Source organism: Micromonospora sp. NPDC051227, from assembly GCF_044455385.1.
Taxonomy (GTDB): Bacteria; Actinomycetota; Actinomycetes; order Mycobacteriales; family Micromonosporaceae; genus Micromonospora.
In genome coordinates this window covers 798,250-814,941 of sequence record NZ_JBITET010000001.1, presented here as the reverse complement: position 1 = coordinate 814,941, position 16,692 = coordinate 798,250, and the positions used below count along the sequence as shown (strand labels likewise).

Genomic DNA, 16,692 nt, shown 5'->3' with positions numbered 1-16,692 from the left:
GGACGCCGCACCCGCTCCCGTTCATCGGCACATGGGCCGCGACCGGGTCGGCCCATGGTCGGACGCCGTCGTCGTACTTTCGCCGGTCACCAGTGCCGTCGGCGGCGGTTGGTCTCGTACGCCCACATCGCCACCTCGACCCGGTTACGCACCCGCAGCTTGGTCATCAGGCTGGTGACGTGCGACTTGACCGTGCTCAAAGTGATGTACAGCTCGTCGGCGATCTCCTGGTTGGTGCGTCCCCGCGCGACGGCGACCAGGACCTGCTCCTCCCGGTCGGTGAGCGCCTCGATGGGCTGCTGGCGCGGCACGGCTGGATCCGCGTCGGCGAACGCCTTCAGCAGCCGCGTGGTGACGCTCGGCGCGATCAGCGCGTCCCCGTTGGCGGCGGCGTGCACGGCCTGGCTGAGCAGGTCGGGACCGGCCTCCTTGAGTAGGAAGCCGCGAGCGCCGGCCCGCAGCGCCGCGTACACGTACTCATCGAGGTCGAAGGTCGTGATGACGACCACCGCGAGCGGCTCCGGGACCGTCGGCCCGGCGAGCGCCCGGGTGGCTTCGATGCCATCCATGCCCGGCATCCGGATGTCGAACAGGCACACGTCGGGGCGGAGCCGCCGGGCGAGCTCGACCGCCTGCCGGCCGTCGCCAGCCCCACCGACGACCTCGATGCCCGGCTGCGTGTTAAGGATGATGGTGAGGCCGGTGCGGACGATCTCCTGGTCGTCCGCCACCAGCACGCGAACCGTCACGCGCCGACCCCCTCGCGGGGGAGCACGGCCGTGACGGTCCAGCCGCGGTCGGGGTTGGGGCCGGCCTCGCAGGTGCCGCCGAGCAGGTCGGCGCGCTCCATCATGCCCACCAGGCCGAACCCGGGGAAGCCGGTCGGGCGGGCGGCACCGGTTTCGCCGTCGTCGCTGACCCGCAGCCGCACGGACGTGTCGTCGGCCGCGACGCTGACCTCGATGCGCGTGGCGTGGCGAGCGTGGCGACGGGCGTTGGTGACCGACTCCTGGGCCAGCCGGTAGAGCGCCGAGCCGACAGTGGGTGGCAGGTCGCCGAGGTCGCCGCGCAGATCCACGTCGACGGTCGGCCCGGTGCGGAACTGGCCGGCGAGCCGCTCGATGTCGGCGACCTGCGGGTTGGGCCCCAGGTCGGCGGGCTCGTCGCGGCGCAGGACACGCACCATCGCGCGCATCTCGGCAAGCGCCCGGGACGCCTCGGCCTCAATGGTGTGCAGCGCCTCGACGGCGGCACCCGGCTGGCTCGTCGACGCGGCGATGCCGGCCTGGGCGCGGATCGCCATCGCCGACACGTGGTGGGCCACCGTGTCGTGCAGGTCACGGGCGAGCCGTTCCCGCTCCAACAGCTTCACCTGGTCGAGCTCGCGCAGCCGGGCGGCGGCGCGGAAACGGATCGCGACACCCAGCGTGGCGGCGGCGAACATCACCGCGAAGCCGGCGACCAGTTCGCCACCGTCGATCGAGCCGACCAGGCCGGCGGCGGTCACCTTGGCCACCACGAAGAACGAACCGAGCACGGCGTCCCGGCCGGAGCCCCAGCGGAACAGCGCGTAGGCCAGCAGGACCAGGAAGCTCGCCGTGACGAGCTGGCAGGGATCACCGGGCAGCACGTACGGGGCGACCGTCGTGCAGCCGAACGCGATCACCACCATCGCGAGTGGTTTGGTCCGCCGCCACAGGATCGTGGGCAGCAGCGCGAGCGCGACGACGACGCAGCCCACCCGCCAGGGCAGATCGGGTCGGAGGATTCCTTCCACCACGATCGCCGGCGCGAGGACCGCGATCACCGCCCAGTCGCGCCACGTCCGCGACGGGGCGGGGGAGACCCGCGGCTCGGCCAACACCGCGTGCAGGCGAGGGTGCATGGGACTCATGGTACGAACGGTGGTGCCACTCCAGATCGTCCCAAAGTACGACTCGGGTGGCCTGGTTGCTGGTGGATCAGGCGGGGTGGAGTTTGGCGCGGACGGCGGCGGCGTCCGGGTGGTCGAGGGCTGTGAGGATGTCCAGTGCCCGCTGCCAGTCGGCCCGACCGGAGGTGGGGTCGCCGAGCGCGTGCCGGGTGTCGCCGAGCCGGCTGAGGGTGTCCGCCTCACCCCAGCGGTCCCCGAGGTCGCGGGTCAGCTCGAGCGTGCGTTGGTAGCACTCCACGGCCCGGCCGTACCGGCCGAGGTGGTGGTGCGCGAAGCCGAGGCTGTCCCAGGTGGCGGCCTCGCCGGCGCGGTCGTCGAGCTGCTGGAGGAGTGCGAGCGCCTGCTCGCAGTACGCCAACGCCGCGAGGTGCTCGCCGAGTTGGGCATGGCACCAGCCGACCGCGTTGAGCGCGTCGGCCTGGGCCCTACGGTGGCCGGTGGCCCGGGCCAGGACGAGGGTCCGCTTCGAGTGCTCCAGCGCCTTCCGCGGCTCGCCCTGCCGGTCCCACAGCGAGGCGAGGTTCTGGTGCGTACGCGCCTCGCCCTCGGGGTCTCCGCCGCGGACGTACAGGTCGAGGGCCCTTTCGAGGTGGCCCAGCGCGTCGGCGTACTGGTTGACCACGGTGTGGGCGCCGGCGAGGAAGCGGTGTGCTACGGCCTGCGCGACCGGGTCGCCGAGACGCTCGGCGGCGCGCAGGGCCGCCCGGCAGGTTTCGACGCGGTCCTGCCAGTGCCCCTGCCGGTCCAGGAACGTGTCGAGGGCCCGCCCCAGCCGCCATGTGTGCGCGTCGAATCCGGCACCGGCGGCCTGGCGGAGCGCGGCGAGTAGGACCGGATGCTCGGCGGTCAACCAGGCCATCGCCTCCGCGTGGGTGGCGGGCTGCTCCGGCCGCACACCGGGCGCGGGCGGGGTGACGAGGTGGTCGACCGGGTCGCTGTGCGGGCGCAGCAGGGCATCGGCGGTGTGGGCGGTGTGGGTGTAGTGGTCGAGAAGCCGGGTCGTGGCCGCCCGGCGGTCCGCCTCGGGATCGGTGCCGTCGTTGAGTTCGGCGGCGTACGCCCGCAACAGGTCGTGCGCCGTGAACCGGCCGGGTCGGTACTCGGCGAGCAGGTTCGCCCGGATCAGCTCGGTCAGCAGCCGGCGGGTTCCATCCGCCGGGAGGCCGGCCAGGCTCGCCGCCGCGGCCACCGTGATGTCCGGGCCGGGGTGCAGACCCAGCAGGCGGAACAGGCCGGCCGCCGGCGCGGTGAGCGCGGTGTACGACCAGGAGAACACCGCCCGCACCTCGCCGACCGCATCACCGGCGTCCAGGACGCCGAACCGCTGACCGGCGGTCCCCAGCTCGGTGGCGAGGGTGGCCAGCGGGAAGCCGGACTGCTGGGCTCGGGCGGCGGCGATGCTCAACGCCAGCGGTAGCCGGGCGCAGGCGGCGATGATCGCCTCGGCGGCCGCCGGCTCGACGGCCACCCGTTCGGCGCCGAGCCGATGGGTGAGCAGGTGACTGGCCGCGTCGCGGCTGAGCAGGCCGAGCGGGATCGGGTGCGCGCTGTCGAGGCTGACCAGCGAGGTGAGCTGGTTGCGGCTCGTCACCAGCACCATGGTGGTGGGTGTGCCGGGCAGCAGCGGACGGACCTGTTCGGCGTCGCGGGCGTTGTCCAGCACGATGAGGATCCGTTTGCCGGCCAGCGCGCTGCGGTACAGGGCGGCCTGGGCGTCGAGGTCGGCGGGCACCCGGGCGGCCGGCACCCCGAGCGCGTCCAGGAAGCCGTGCAGCGCCTTCGCCGCGCTCAGCGCCTGCCCGCGTGGGTCGAAGCCGCGCAGGTTGACGTAGAGCTGACCGTCGTCGAACCGGTCGGCGACGCGATGCGCCCAGTGCACGGCCAGGGCGGTCTTGCCCACCCCGGCGGTGCCCGAGATCGCGGCGACCACGACGGCGGTGGGCGCGGCGACGAGCTTGTCCAGAAGGGCCAACTCGTCGTCACGCCCGGCGAGGCTGGCCACGTCGGCGGGCAACTGCCGGGGCGTCATCCGATCGGGTGCGCGCGGCGCGCGGCGGCGGCTCTCCTCGATCCGGTCCCGGGCGGTGGCCAGCGCGCCCTGCTCGGCCGGCGTGGCACCGAGGAGCCGGACCAGGGCGTCGAGCCGGTCGGTGGGCGGCAGCGTCTTGCCGGTGAGGTATTCCGCGATCGCGGTGTGCGACCAGCCGGTGCGGGCGGCCAGCTCTCGGTAGGTCAGCTCACCGTCGCCCTGCTGGCGTGCGTGCCTGCGTCGTAACGCCCGCAACAACCCGGCGAGGTCGTTGGACGTTTGCGCCCCCGCAGCATCCAGCGCGCCGCCCCCCACAGTCGACAATCGACGTTCGTCAGTGTACGGCGGTGTACGGAATTCCGGCCAGAGGCCCGGTCCGATCGGCGATCCTGCCCGGGTGCAGAGCGCACTGATCGAACCATTGGAGGTCATGTGTCCGTACATCTCAAGCCTCTGGTCCTGGCCCTGACCGTGCTCGCGGCGACGCTCACCGTGCCGGCGGCCGCCGCGTCGGCGGCGCCCGACGCGGCCGTCTGCAAGACGAAGGCGGCCTGCGCCGACGGTGGTCTGCGAGCGACATCGTCGGGCAGGGCGGCGCGCACCACCGGTGACATCACGACCAACGCGATCCCGGTGCCCACGCCGCCCGCCTTCCCGCCGGGCACCCCCTGCTATCGCGAGGAGGTCTCCGAGGAGGTCTACGAGACCGCCACCTACACCACCATCTATGAGCTGTACTTCCAGGCGAGCGTCTGCCTGTTCTCCAACGAGATCGTGTTGTACGGCCTGGACACCTCCCTCTCCTTCCCCAACGACGTGCAGGACCCCCGACTGACCTCGATGCAGTTCGTGGTGCGCGACCAGATCGTCAACTACAGCCCGACCGAGAAGGACGGGTACTCCGAGCTGTGGGTGACCTTCTGCACCGACCCGGCGCAGCCGAACACCTGCCAGCGGTACCTGCACCGACTGGGCCTCATCTTCAACCCCGCCTGGGTCTACCCGTTCTCCGTGTTCCAGCGGCTGAGCTGACGGTGTCGGGGGCGGCGTTGCTCTCATGATTGATCAGGGCGTCTCCCCGGTAGCTCGTGGGGCGCCCTGATCACCCGTGTCGGCATCGGTTGCCAGCGGATCTCCACCACGTTACGTTGAAGTTCAATCGATGAAGGTCTACATCGCAAGGTACGGGGGCCCGCATGTCGCCTGTCACTCGTCGCACCGTTCTGGCCGGTGGGGCCGGTGCCGCCATCGGCCTGGCCCTGCCCGGCGTCGCCGCGCACGCCGGTGGCCATCATCGCACCAGCGTGAGCTTCACCCTCGACGCGAGAACGCTCGACGGCGGTGAGCAGGTCACCTCGGTCACCCTCGACACCGGCCGACTCGGGCCGATCGACCCGGCCGGGCTGACCCCCGCCACGTTCAGCGTGCACGCCAAGGCCACCAGCCCGATCCCGATCGCTCCCGGAGACCAGATCTTCAGCGAGTACGACCTGGACCGCACGGTGACCGCGGCCCGGCTCGACCGGCACGGGAACATCGTGCTGGAGCTGAGCCACGCCGAAGGTCAGCCCGGCGGTGGCACCCTCGGCTACATCCTGAGCAGGGGCCGCAACGTCCGGCTGGACCTCGTCTACACCATCACCCAGAACACCCCGCTCGTCCGGCGTCGCGGCTCACCGGTCACCATCAGCCGCTTCATGCAGGCAGGGCTGTCGAACCCCGAGGTGGACGCCTTCAGCTACCACGTCTCGGGCTCGGGCCTGAAATACCGGCTGTACTCGCCCGACCACTCGCCCCGGCACGGCCGGCGACCGCTGATCGTCTGGCTGCACGGTGGCGGCGAGGGTGCCTCGCTGCCCGACGACTACTACGACAACGAGACCACACTGCGCGCCAACCGAGGGGCGCTCGGCTTCGCCACCCCGCAGGCTCAGCGGATCTTCTCCGGCGCGTACGTCGTCGCTCCGCAGAGCACCTCCTACTGGATGGAGGGCGGCCCCCGGTTCGCCCCGCTGATCCACGAGATCATTCAGGACCTCGTACGTCGCAAGCGTGTCGACCCCGACCGGATCTACGTGGTCGGGTGCAGCAACGGCGGCTACATGTCCCTGGAGATGACCACGACCTATCCCGACCTGTTCGCCGCGTCGGTGCCGATCTGCGGGGTCGTCGAGCCGCTCAGCGGGGAGGGCCCGCCGTTGATCTCCGACGCCGAGTTGGCGAAGATCCGGACCCCGACCTGGCTGGTCACCTCACGCGACGACGACACAGTGCCACCCGAGACCAACACGATCCACGCCCACAACCTCATCCCGGGATCCCTGATCAGTCTGTACGACCACGTCGTCTGGAACGGCTACCAGTTCCCCGGCCACTGGTCCTGGATCTACGTCGCCCGCAACGACCCGAGCCTCAACGGCACCCACATCTGGCAGTGGATGGCCCGCCGTCGTCGGTGATCTGACGTCCGGTGACACGGGAGTTCGGCTCCGGGTCGACCTGCGAGGTCGACCCGGAGCCGCTGACGTTCAGCTGACCTGGGTCAGGCGCCAGTTGTTCCTGGTGCTGCCGTTGTCGGCGTACTGGACGGCCTGGGTGCCCCAGGTGCTGGATCCGTTGAGGATGGCGAGCACCTTGCCGCTGTTGACGTTACGGATCCGGTAGGAACCGTCGCTGTTGGCCACCAGAGTCCAGCGGTGGTCCGCGGTGCCGTTGTCGCTCCATTGCAGGACGCGGGCGTTGTCGGCGGTCGACATGTTCTCGACGCCGAGGACCTTGCCGCTGTTGACGTTGCGGAACCGGAACGCGTTGCCGTCGGTGACCCGGACCCAGTTGTGGTCGGCGGTGCCGCTGTCACCCCACACCACGGCCAGACCGCCATCGGCGGTGGACATGTTCTGTACGCCGAGAACCAGGCCGGTGTCGACGTTGACCAGCTTGTAGGTGTCCCCGGGGCTGGTGGCGCTCACGCTGGTGACGAAGGTCATCACGCTTCGGGCGGGAAGCGTGACGGTGAGCGAGCCGTTCGACATGTTCAGCGCGCCCTGGGGCGCCACGGTCCTGCTCCCGTCGGTCAGCCAGTTCGACACACTGCCGGACGCGGTGGCGTTGGACAGTGTGAACTGCTGGCTCACCGACGAGGTGTTCTTGTTGACGGCGACGATGACGACGGTGTCGCCACCCCGGTACGCCGAGACGTAGACGTTCGACGCGGGGTTCGCCGTTGCGTCGATCCGTACGTATCCGGGGCGGACGAACCTGGCGAAGTGCGCCATCATGGCACCGCGCTTGCTGATCTGGCCGTCCTCCCGCATGGGACCGTAGCTGCGCCGGAGATACCACCAGACGTACGCCTGGAACTCGGCGTCCACCATGGCGCGGTGGATGTGTTCCCCCACGTCGAGCGCCTCGGGCCAGGCGTCGCCCGAATTGGTGTTGCTGTTGGGGTAGTAGACCTCGGTCATCCAGAGTTCCTTGCCCGCGCCCTTCTGCTTGAAGAGGGGGTAGGGGAAGTTCGCGTACGAGGTGCCGTAGAGGTGGGCACCGATGATGTCCACGTTGGCGAGCGCCGCGGAGTCGTTGAGGATCGGGTCCGACACGGACTTCACGTACTGGAAGGACTCCGGCGCGATGACCCTGGTGCTGATCGAGCCAGCGTTATCCCGCAGGAACCGGAGCATCTCCGCGGACGTCCACCACGTCCACTCGGCCGCGTAGTCCGGCTCGTTCTGCACCGATATGCCGTACAGGTTCACCCCGTTGTTGCGCATGTAGGTGGTGAAGTCGTTCAGGTGCGTGGCGTAGGCGCCGTACGAGCTGTATCGGAGCCGTCTCGCGTTGGTCTGGTTGCCGCGGGTGAAGGTCTCGATCATGCTGGTCGGCGGGTTCCACGGCGACGCGAAGACGGTGGCGCCGAGCGCGACCGCACGCTGCGCCGTCGCCAGATCACGGCTCCAGTCCGCCTGGTTCTCGTTGACCGGGATCCTCAGCAGGGAGAACCCCAGCCGGCCTTCGCCGGTGCCGAACGCCGTGTCGCGCTGGGCGGCGGTCAGGTCGCCGATCCAGGCCGCGTGGGCCATGGCGCCGAAGCCTCGGATCGTCTGTCGCGTCGCGGACGGGTTGATGCTCGCAGGTGCGGCAACGGCTTCGGTGGCCCCCACGACCGTCGCGACCGCTGCTACCGGCACGGCCCCCATCGTCGTCAGGACGGTTCGCCGGGTAAGCCGTTTCCGTTCGCCGGTCATCTGCTCATTCTGATCTTGCGTCATTGTCGTGTCCTCCTGGGTGGTGGTGGTGCGCGCCTTCTCGGTGCCGTTGGCCCGGTCGGCACCGGTCTGCTGCACTGACACGGGGTTGCCCGTGATCCCGACGATCACTCCGGCCTTGATTGATCGTCGTAAGTGTTAACGCTAACAGACTTGTTGCGCCTCTGGCATCGACAAGCGTGGATCACTGCTTGCGGCGTAGTTCCCGCAACACGCCGTGCCGGCGTACCGCCCAGGCGAGGCGCCGGACGCGCGGGTGCCACACGAACAGCACCGCCGCCCGGCGGATCAGACCGAGCCGGTTGTCACTCAGCTGGTTCTCGATCGCCTGCCAGATCAGCTCGCGCACCTTGGCGCTGGCCAGCACCGCCCGCACCTCACGCCGCACCGCCGGATCCTCGGCCGCCGACGCTATGGCGGCAGCCTGACCCGGTCGGTCCGCCAGCGGCTCCACCGCCGCCGCGACGAGCGGCCTGCGGACCTCGTCCTGCTCCAGCAGCAGCAACACCGCCTCCCGAATCTCGACCGTGTCCAAGGCGGACCGCAGCAGGTTCAGCAGGCTGCGCTCGACCTCGTGGTCATGGTCGGGAACGGACAGGGTGGCCAGCAGCCCCCCGATCTCCTCAAGATCGACGACGTGTCGCACTCCGGAGCGGAACTCCGGCAGCTCCCACGCGACCTGCAGAGCCTTGACGAGATTGCGGTTCATGGGCCATCCGCTACCCGGAAGCGCCAGCCGGCGAAACCCGCGACAGGTCCGGGCGGAAGCACCACGATCCGACTGAGGAGCGGCCGTCCCGAACCCGGGCGGCCGCTCCTCGCCGGTTCAACACCAGGTCAGCGTCGAGTTGACCCGGGTGACGTTGCTGATCGTGTTGTTCGCTCCACCGCAGGGGCTCTGGGTGATGTTGGTGCCGCTGACGGTCAGATTCTGGAACCGGATGCCGGAGGAGATCGGGAACTCGGTACGGGCCGCGATCCTCACCTCGCCGCCGCCCGTCACCGTTCCGGACACCCCGGCGATGACGACGTTGTAGCAGTTCTCCACCAGGATCGCGTTGTTGCCGGTGTTCGAGATGGTCACCCGGTCGATGACCGCGCCACCCGACTCGGACACGCAGAAGATCCCCCGACCACCGCCGGACGCGAGCACGGTTCCGACCCGGATGTTTGTCGGGTACGAGTTGCCCACCCGGCCGTTGCGGTTGGCCATCCGGAACGCCGCGTACCCGGTGCCCGCCCCGGCGCCCTGCGCGTCGACAGTGCCGATCGTGGCGTTGATCGTGTCGTTGAGCAGCAGGCCCGAATCCCGGGTGTTCCGGGCCGTGACCGTGCCGATCGTCAGACCGTCCACGCCGTACGTCTCCACCCCGTGGGTGCCGGTCCCCGACACGTACACGTTGTCGATGCGGATGTTGCGCACCTTTACCGCTCGATCCCCACCATGGTTGTCGATGCGGACGCCCAGACCGGCCGAGAGCCGCATGTCGATCTGCCCGAGAGTCAGGTTGTTCACGTTGCGCATGAAGATCCCGTACAACGGCGAACCGGTCAGCGTGAGGTTCTGCACCTCGACGTCGGTGGTTCCCCGGGAGTACACCGGCGCCTGGTCGCCCGAGCCGGACCCGGTCACGTTGATCGTGCCGCACACGGCCAGGGTCGTGTACGACGGCAGCGACAACCGCGAGCCCGCGCTCATCGAGCCGGAGCCGCGAACCACCACCCGCTGCTTCGACGTACGACCCGCCGAGAGTGAGCTGACCGCCGCCTGCATCGCCGACAGCATGTCCGAACCCGAGTAGACAGTCGACGAGCCGTTGCGGGCCGTCCAGGTGCTCCCGCTCAGTACGGCCTCGGCGTTGCTCGACCCGCTGCCACAGCCGGTGGTGGGTGGCGTGCTGACGCCGCCTACCGCGACCAGCTGCCACTGCTGGTTCGTCCCGTTGAGGTCGGCGTACTGACTGATCCGGCCGCCGTCGGCCGTGGACCGCTCCCAGACCTCGAGTGCCTTCGCGGAGTGGCGGTTGATCAGTCGGACGTGGCCGCCGTCGGAATCGAGGACCTGGAACTGCTGGTTGGTGCCGTTGACATCGGACCACTGGCGGTACTCGGCGCCGTCGGCGGTGTTCCACTCCCAGAGGTCGACGACCTTGCCGCTGTGCCGGGCCTTGAGGCGGTAGTAGCCGCTGCCGGAGGAGACGAACTGGAACTGTTGCCACGCGCCGTCGTTACGGGACCACTGCTGGATCACCGCGCCGTCTGCCGTCGAGGTGTCCCGGACGTCGAGGACCTTGCCGCTGTTCCGATTGACCAGGACGTAGTAGGCGTTGGTGTCGATGCTCGCCGCCGCTGCCGGCGGTGCGCCGACCAGAGCGGCACCGGCCGCGCCGACCAGCGTGGTGATCATGGCGAGCACCAGGCCCGTACGCCGGCCGCGACGGATCGACCCGCCGCCGGACGGCCTTCTGCTGATGGTGAAGGGCATCGCTCCTCCTGGCTGGAATGGGCTCCGGGCGAACCTGAACGGGTGTCGACGACCGCGGGCACCTACTCGAGGTGGAAGGTGGCCGAGGCGCGGTCGGCGTTCGAACTGACCGCCTCGATGAAGAGCAGTCCGTCCCGGTGGCGCACGTGGCGGCCCGGGAAGTTCTGCGACTCCAGGGAGATCCCGGCGCTGTCGGCGAGGCCGGCTTGACGACGGAAGCTCGCGTCGCCGCCGAACAGCGCCGAGCCGTCGTTCTTCTCCACGTACAGGGCGTAGCCCCGGTGGCGTAGGTAGTAACCGGGGAAGTTGGTCGACTCCAGCGACACCGAGCCGCCACCGGCGAGGCCGGTGACGATGCGGAACTGGGTGTCGGCCAGGTTGGTCACGTTCGGCTCGATCCGTGCCCGGTAGTCGTAGTGCCGGATGTAGCTGCTGGCCTGGTCGTGTGAGCGCAGCCGCACCGGTGTGGCCCCATCGGGCACCGGGATGCCGAAGTTCGGAGTGCCGTCGGCGTTCCAGTACACCTTCTGCAGCCGGGTGCGTCGGTTCGGGTCGTTGAGCGGATCGCCGGTGATGTCGCGGTAGTTCCGGTCGTGGTAGACGAGGATGTCGCTCTGCCCGTCCTCGGAGACGGTGAACGAGTTGTGGCCGGGGCCGTACTGGCCGGTGGCGGCGTTGCTGGCGAACACCGGGCTGGGGCTCTTGCTCCAGGAGGCGGCGTCGAGCAGGTTCGCGCTGGCGGAGGCGCTCAGCATCCCGAGGCAGTAGTTGGCGTCCGTGGCGCTGGCCGAGTAGGTCAGGAAGATCCGGCCGTTTCGTTGGATCACCGCCGGTCCCTCGGCGACCCGGTAGCCGCGGGTCTCCCAGTCGTACGTCGGGACGACGAGCCGGGTCACCGTGCCGGTGATCTGCCACGGGTTGGCACCCATCCGGGCGAGGTAGACGTTGGAGTTGTTTCCGATCGACGGCTCCTGCTGTGCCCAGGTCAGATAGCGCACCCCGTTGGCGACGAAGGTCGAGGCGTCCAGGCTGAAGGTGTCCCAAGGTGTCGTGATCCGGCCGCGTTCGGTCCACGAACCGGTGAGTGGATTGGCGTTGGCGTTCTCCAGCACGTACATCCGGATCCGCCACACGTCGTCGGTGCGGCCCGCGGCGAAGTAGACGTACCACCGGTTGTTGATGAAATGGATCTCCGGCGCCCAGATGTGGGCGCCCATCTCTCCGCTGGTGTGGCGGCTCCAGATCGTCGTCTCCGCGGCCGTGGCCAACCCCTGCAGGGTGGTCGCCCGGCGCAGCACGATCCGGTCGTACTGCGGCACCGTTGCGGTCAGGTAGTAGTAGCCGTCGGTGTGCCGAAAGATGTGCGGGTCGGCCCGCTGGTTCACCAATGGGTTGGTGTAGTTGACGGCTGGCGCGGCCTGCGCCGGCGCGGCCAGGGGCAGGCCGGCCGACACGGCCAGCACCACCAGCACTGCGGCCAGCGTCGACCGCAGACGCCGAGGGACACCGTGGCCGGCAGGCCCCCGGCGGACGGCCCGACGGGTGTTCGGGTCGGCTCGAGGGAATGGCAGCGGCATGTGTCCTCCGCGAGATTGGGAACGGCCATTGACCAGCACCTGTAGCACCGCGGCGATGCCGTGGCCGGTCCGGTCGACGCCACGCGGCGACGTCGGGCAGGACCGGGGGAGAGGCGGGAAGGGGCTGGGAATGTGACGGTGGCGTTGCTATCGGGTGGCGGAGTTCATGTTGGCGTTAACATCGATACATGTCAAGGCGTCATGGTCGCCGAACTGGCCGGAACAGCCGCCATCGCATACCTGGAGGTAGGGTCCTCGGCGTGCTGCGACGGTGGGTGCTGGCGATCCTGATGGCGACGTGCGGCGTGCTGGTGGCGGTGACGCAACTGACCGCCGGTCTGCCCGTCGTCGGCGGCGTCGAGTTGCTGGTCTTCCTGGCGTTGGCGCTGCTGCTGTCGCCGTGGGCCTTCCCCCGCTCGGTGGGCGCCGCGGAGGCGCAACAGGCCAGCGCGGTGGACGGTCGGCCGATCGTCTACTGGCGTCCCGGCTGTCACTACTGCCTGCGGCTCCGGTTCTCCCTCGGCCGGCTTGCCCGGCGGGCGCACTGGGTCGACATCTGGCGCGACCCCGACGCTGCCGCCGCCGTCCGGGCGGTGGCCGGCGGCAACGAGACGGTGCCCACGGTCGTGCTCGGCGATCGGGCTGTCGTCAACCCCGACCGGGCCTGGTTCCGCGAGCAACTCCGCTCGTCCTGAATCCGCCTCGACACGTCTCCACCCGGTGGCATCGTCATCTCACCACCGGGTCACCGGCGAGGTACACCGCGAGCGGGCGGCGCAGCACCGTGATGTCGCTCGTCGGATCGCCGTCCACGATCAGCAGGTCGGCGTCGAATCCGGGGTGGACGCGGCCCTTGCGTCGTCCCAGGCCACACACCTCGGCACCGACCGAGGTGGCCGCGGCGAGGGCGACGGTGGCGGGAATGCCGCAGACCACGTACTCGACGAGCGTCTCGGGCAGGATTCCGTGCGGCTTCGCGGGGCCGAGGCCCGCGTCCGAACCGGCCACCAGGCGGACCCCGGCCCGGTGCAGGGTGGCAACGCCGTCGCGCAGCGCGGCCTCGCTGAGCCCGGCCCGCGCCGCCATCTCCACCACGTCCGGTGGCGTGACCACGGCCGGGTCGGTGCCGAGCGTGGCACAGACCGCCACCCCCGACGCGGCCAGTCGGTCCGCGAGTTCAGCGGGGACACGGGCGCCGGCCGCTGCGACGCAGGTGCAGTGCTCGATGCCGTCCACGCCGACGCGCAGCGCCTGCTCGACCGCGCTGAGCGCGTGCGCGTGCGCGGTCACCGGCAGGCCCAGATCATGGGCCTGCGTCAGCGTGGCGGTCAGCTCCTCGTCGGAAAACTGCGGCCTCGTGGTGTCGGTGCCCGGCGTGAACACCCCACCGCTGGCCATGACCTTCACCAGATCGGCGCCGGCCGCAGCCCGCAGACGTACGGCCTCGCGAACCCCGTCGACACCGCTCGCCTCACCCCCCAACGACCAGCAGTGCCCGCCGACGCTGGTGACCGGTGCGCCCGACCCCACCACCGTCGGAAGGTCGCCACGCACCCGCCGATCCCGCCAACGCAGCACCGCGCCGCGTCGGTCACCCAGGTCCCGGACCGTCGTGACGCCGGCCGCCAGGTGCGTACGCAGCGACGCCTCGACGACCCCGTCGAGGTCCGACTCGGGCCGCTCCGCGAGCCGGCCGAGCGCGTCCGGCCCGGCGTCGGCGCACAGGTGCACGTGCGCGTCGACCAGACCGGGCAGCAGCGTGCCGTTCGGCTCCTCCCGCACCGGCCAGCCTTCCGGCGCCTCGGCGTTACCCCGGCGGACCTCGGCGATGCGCCCCTCGTCGAGCAGGACCAGCACCCCGCCGTCCACGAGCCGTTCGCCGTCGAACATCCGGGCCACCCGGACAGCATGCTGCGTCATCGTCACCTTCACCCCGCTCGGCCACTGCTGTCACCACCGACGCCCGCGATGCCCTCGTCCGCTGGCGGCCACCGGTCACGGTCTGACCATCGCACCACCGCAGGGTGCACAGCCTCCCTCGGCAGAGCGATATCTCTTCCCCCTGCCGGGTTAGTGGCCCGCTGACACATTCCTGCCCGAGGACGGGATGTTCCTCGCGACAATGCCGATAAGTCGGTCCATCCGGTCGCCGGGCGTCCTCGCGTCGTACCTCGATGGCATTATGCGGGGCCATGGATCATCAAGGGCAGTTCCGCCGTGCCGCGCTCGAGGTGGGCATTCCGGACGACGAAATCAGCAGGTTCACCGAACACCTGCGTCTGGCGATCCGGTTGAGTGGGGGTTCCGGCGACTCCCCGGTCGGGCAGTTCGGTGGGTTGCCCCGACTGCCGGTGGGCATGGGCTGGCCGACCGCCGGAGCCGATCCGTTGCCGTTCGTCTTCTCCGTGGACTGTGCGGCGCTGCCGAGAGTCGACGGTATCGGCCTGCCGGCAGACGGCTCGCTGCTCTTCTTCCTGAACCACCAGGAGGACCACCTGGCCGGTGGCACCGGGGACCGGAGATACGCGCGAGTCGTGTATGTCCCGGCCGACGCCGCTACCGAGGTGGCGGAAGAACCCAGCGACCCCACGTTCGTCGGCGAGCAGTACGACCTCCACGCCAGACTCCGCGCGGAACTGCCCCCGTGGATCGCGACCGACGACGAGGACGAGGACGACGACGAGGACGACCTGTCGCCCTTCCAGCAGCAGTTGGCCCGTGACCTGGAGGTTGACCTGCCGCACCTGGACGAGCTCCGTGCGCTGGCCGACGACCTCTGGCCACCCGATGAAGGACTCGCCAGCGCCGAAATCGGTGGCTACGCCGACGACGAGGTGATCAGGAGTATCGCGGAGCAGACCCTCGCCGGGCGGGAGAAGGCCGGTGAGATCGTCGTCCCGGTGGCGCAGTGGTACACCCAACTGGAGAAGGAGCAGCACCGGTTGACGAGCGAGTGGGTGTCGCTCGCGCGGTTCTCCCCGGCCGACGAGTACTACTACGGCAGTTTCGTCATCCGCCACGACGACCTGGCGGCCGGTCGGCTGGACCTGGCGCTCTCGGTGACCGAGTTCAGCGAGTAGGACACCAGCGCCGCTGCGGTGCCTGCGGCCGTCCGTCGATCAAGCGGCGGGCTACCCTGACCTGTGGTGACTCGAACCCCCGTGACAGAGGAGTCGGTGCTGAGATGACGGCGGGACGACCCATGCCGACCCAGGACGAGGTGCTCGCGTACTTCGACACGCTGTCGAACTGGGGGCGGTGGGGCCACGACGACGAGCGCGGAACGCTGAACCACATCACCGACGACGTCCGGCTCGCGGCGGCGCGGGCCGTGCGACACGGCAGGAGCGTGTCCTGCGCGTGGGAGGTCACCGCGCCGGCAGACATGGAGCGGTCGACGACGACGTGCCCGTGCACCGCCGACATGCCGGGTGCGGAGAACATGCCGCCCGCCTTCCACGCCGACCGGCGCTGGGGTTTCTCGTCCGAGCGGCTCGGCATCTCGTACCACGGCAACACCCTCACCCACCTTGACTCGCCGTGCCACATCTACTGGGACGGCACGATGTACAACGGGCGGTCGCACTCGTTTGTCGACGCCGCGACGGGCTCGGCATGGGCGGCCGTCACGGCGGCCGCGAACGGGATCGTCACGCGTGGTGTCCTGCTGGACGTTGCGGCGGCCCGCGGCGTGCCGTGGCTGGAGCCGGGGGAGGGCGTGTATCCCGACGATCTCGTGGAGGCCGAGCGTCGCCAGGGGGTGCAGGTGCGACCCGGCGACGCGGTGCTCCTGCGGACCGGTTATGGCCGTTTCCGGCACGAGAACGGGGCGGCCAGCGGTTTCACGCAGGCCGGCTGGCACGCGTCCTGCCTGCCGTGGCTGCACGAACGGGGGGCGGCGCTGATCGGCGCTGACACGCCCCAGGACGTTCAGCCGTCGGGGTACGACGACGTGTTGATGCCGGTCCACGCCGTGAGTCTCGTCGCGATGGGTCTGTGGATGCTCGACAACTGCGACCTGGAGGCGTGCGCGACGACGGCCGCGGAGCTTGGCCAGTGGGACTTTCAGCTGGCGGTCGCACCGGTCCGCTTCGCCGGCACGTCCGGCAGCCCGGTCAACCCGATCGCCACGTTCTGACCGTCGCGGCGGCGGCAGTGCGTACCAGGTGGTGCAGCACCATCAGGGGAACCACGCCGGCCGGGCACCAGGCCAGGTCGACGGGGTCGAACTGCACGCCCGGCGCCAGCTTCGCAGTGGTAGCCACCGCACCACGCTACCGGCCCCCGGGGCCGACGCCGGTGCGGCATAATGCGATGACAGATCGAAGTCTATGAATTGCTGGCAGGGTTGTCAGCCGTGGTGCCATGCGGTCGGAGCAACCAGGCCGGGCCGGTAGCCGCAG

General features: G+C 70.2%; 14 protein-coding genes. 5 read left to right on the top strand and 9 right to left on the bottom strand.

Features of this window, described 5'->3' with window-relative positions; genetic code table 11:
• Positions 1-86 precede the first annotated feature (86 nt).
• The 3 genes from ACIA47_RS03740 to ACIA47_RS03730 all read right to left on the bottom strand — a co-directional run bounded on the left by ACIA47_RS03740 (position 87) and on the right by ACIA47_RS03730 (position 4,277).
• Positions 87-749 (bottom strand): response regulator, encoded by a 663-nt coding sequence (locus ACIA47_RS03740; protein WP_396705186.1) that lies wholly within the window; start codon positions 747-749, stop codon positions 87-89.
• Positions 746-1,894, bottom strand: a complete 1,149-nt coding sequence (locus tag ACIA47_RS03735) for a sensor histidine kinase (RefSeq protein WP_396705184.1) — start codon at positions 1,892-1,894, stop codon at positions 746-748. Before ACIA47_RS03735 ends, ACIA47_RS03740 begins: the two co-directional genes overlap by 4 nt.
• A 67-nt stretch (positions 1,895-1,961) precedes the next feature.
• Complete coding sequence (locus ACIA47_RS03730) at positions 1,962-4,277, bottom strand: ATP-binding protein (protein WP_396705354.1); 2,316 nt, start codon at positions 4,275-4,277, stop codon at positions 1,962-1,964.
• A 117-nt stretch (positions 4,278-4,394) separates the two neighbouring features.
• Here ACIA47_RS03730 and ACIA47_RS03725 point away from each other — a divergent pair, with 117 nt between their 5' ends.
• A complete protein-coding gene (locus ACIA47_RS03725; protein WP_203119793.1) occupies positions 4,395-4,994 on the top strand; it encodes a hypothetical protein in 600 nt (199 codons plus the stop codon).
• 164 nt (positions 4,995-5,158) lie between these two features.
• Positions 5,159-6,421: a prolyl oligopeptidase family serine peptidase gene (locus tag ACIA47_RS03720; RefSeq protein WP_396705182.1), complete on the top strand. Its 1,263-nt coding sequence runs from the start codon at positions 5,159-5,161 to the stop codon at positions 6,419-6,421.
• Positions 6,422-6,490: 69 nt separating this feature from the next.
• Here the strand turns inward: ACIA47_RS03720 and ACIA47_RS03715 are convergent, their stop codons facing one another.
• From ACIA47_RS03715 to ACIA47_RS03700, 4 genes are all read right to left on the bottom strand, one after another.
• Positions 6,491-8,311 (bottom strand): RICIN domain-containing protein, encoded by a 1,821-nt coding sequence (locus ACIA47_RS03715; protein ID WP_396705180.1) that lies wholly within the window; start codon positions 8,309-8,311, stop codon positions 6,491-6,493.
• 100 nt (positions 8,312-8,411) lie between these two features.
• Positions 8,412-8,936: a hypothetical protein gene (locus tag ACIA47_RS03710; protein ID WP_396705178.1), complete on the bottom strand. Its 525-nt coding sequence runs from the start codon at positions 8,934-8,936 to the stop codon at positions 8,412-8,414.
• Between the two features lie 117 nt (positions 8,937-9,053).
• Positions 9,054-10,712, bottom strand: a complete 1,659-nt coding sequence (locus tag ACIA47_RS03705) for an RICIN domain-containing protein (protein WP_203119799.1) — start codon at positions 10,710-10,712, stop codon at positions 9,054-9,056.
• Between the two features lie 62 nt (positions 10,713-10,774).
• A complete protein-coding gene (locus tag ACIA47_RS03700) occupies positions 10,775-12,289 on the bottom strand; it encodes a family 43 glycosylhydrolase (RefSeq protein ID WP_396705176.1) in 1,515 nt (504 codons plus the stop codon).
• 260 nt (positions 12,290-12,549) lie between these two features.
• On the opposite strand from ACIA47_RS03700, the gene ACIA47_RS03695 reads away from it, so the two are divergent.
• Positions 12,550-12,984, top strand: coding sequence for a glutaredoxin domain-containing protein (locus tag ACIA47_RS03695; RefSeq protein ID WP_203119803.1), 435 nt, complete (start codon positions 12,550-12,552; stop codon positions 12,982-12,984).
• A gap of 34 nt (positions 12,985-13,018) precedes the next feature.
• On the opposite strand, the gene ACIA47_RS03690 is transcribed toward ACIA47_RS03695, so the two are convergent.
• Positions 13,019-14,209 (bottom strand): amidohydrolase family protein, encoded by a 1,191-nt coding sequence (locus tag ACIA47_RS03690; RefSeq protein ID WP_396705174.1) that lies wholly within the window; start codon positions 14,207-14,209, stop codon positions 13,019-13,021.
• A gap of 272 nt (positions 14,210-14,481) precedes the next feature.
• Between ACIA47_RS03690 and ACIA47_RS03685 the strand changes: the two genes are divergently transcribed.
• Positions 14,482-15,369, top strand: coding sequence for a DUF1963 domain-containing protein (locus ACIA47_RS03685; protein WP_396705172.1), 888 nt, complete (start codon positions 14,482-14,484; stop codon positions 15,367-15,369).
• A gap of 122 nt (positions 15,370-15,491) precedes the next feature.
• A complete protein-coding gene (locus tag ACIA47_RS03680) occupies positions 15,492-16,427 on the top strand; it encodes a cyclase family protein (RefSeq protein WP_396705170.1) in 936 nt (311 codons plus the stop codon).
• On the opposite strand, the gene ACIA47_RS03675 is transcribed toward ACIA47_RS03680, so the two are convergent.
• Complete coding sequence (locus tag ACIA47_RS03675; RefSeq protein ID WP_396705168.1) at positions 16,405-16,554, bottom strand: hypothetical protein; 150 nt, start codon at positions 16,552-16,554, stop codon at positions 16,405-16,407. The genes ACIA47_RS03680 and ACIA47_RS03675 overlap by 23 nt on opposite strands.
• Between the last annotated feature and the right edge of the window lie 138 nt (positions 16,555-16,692).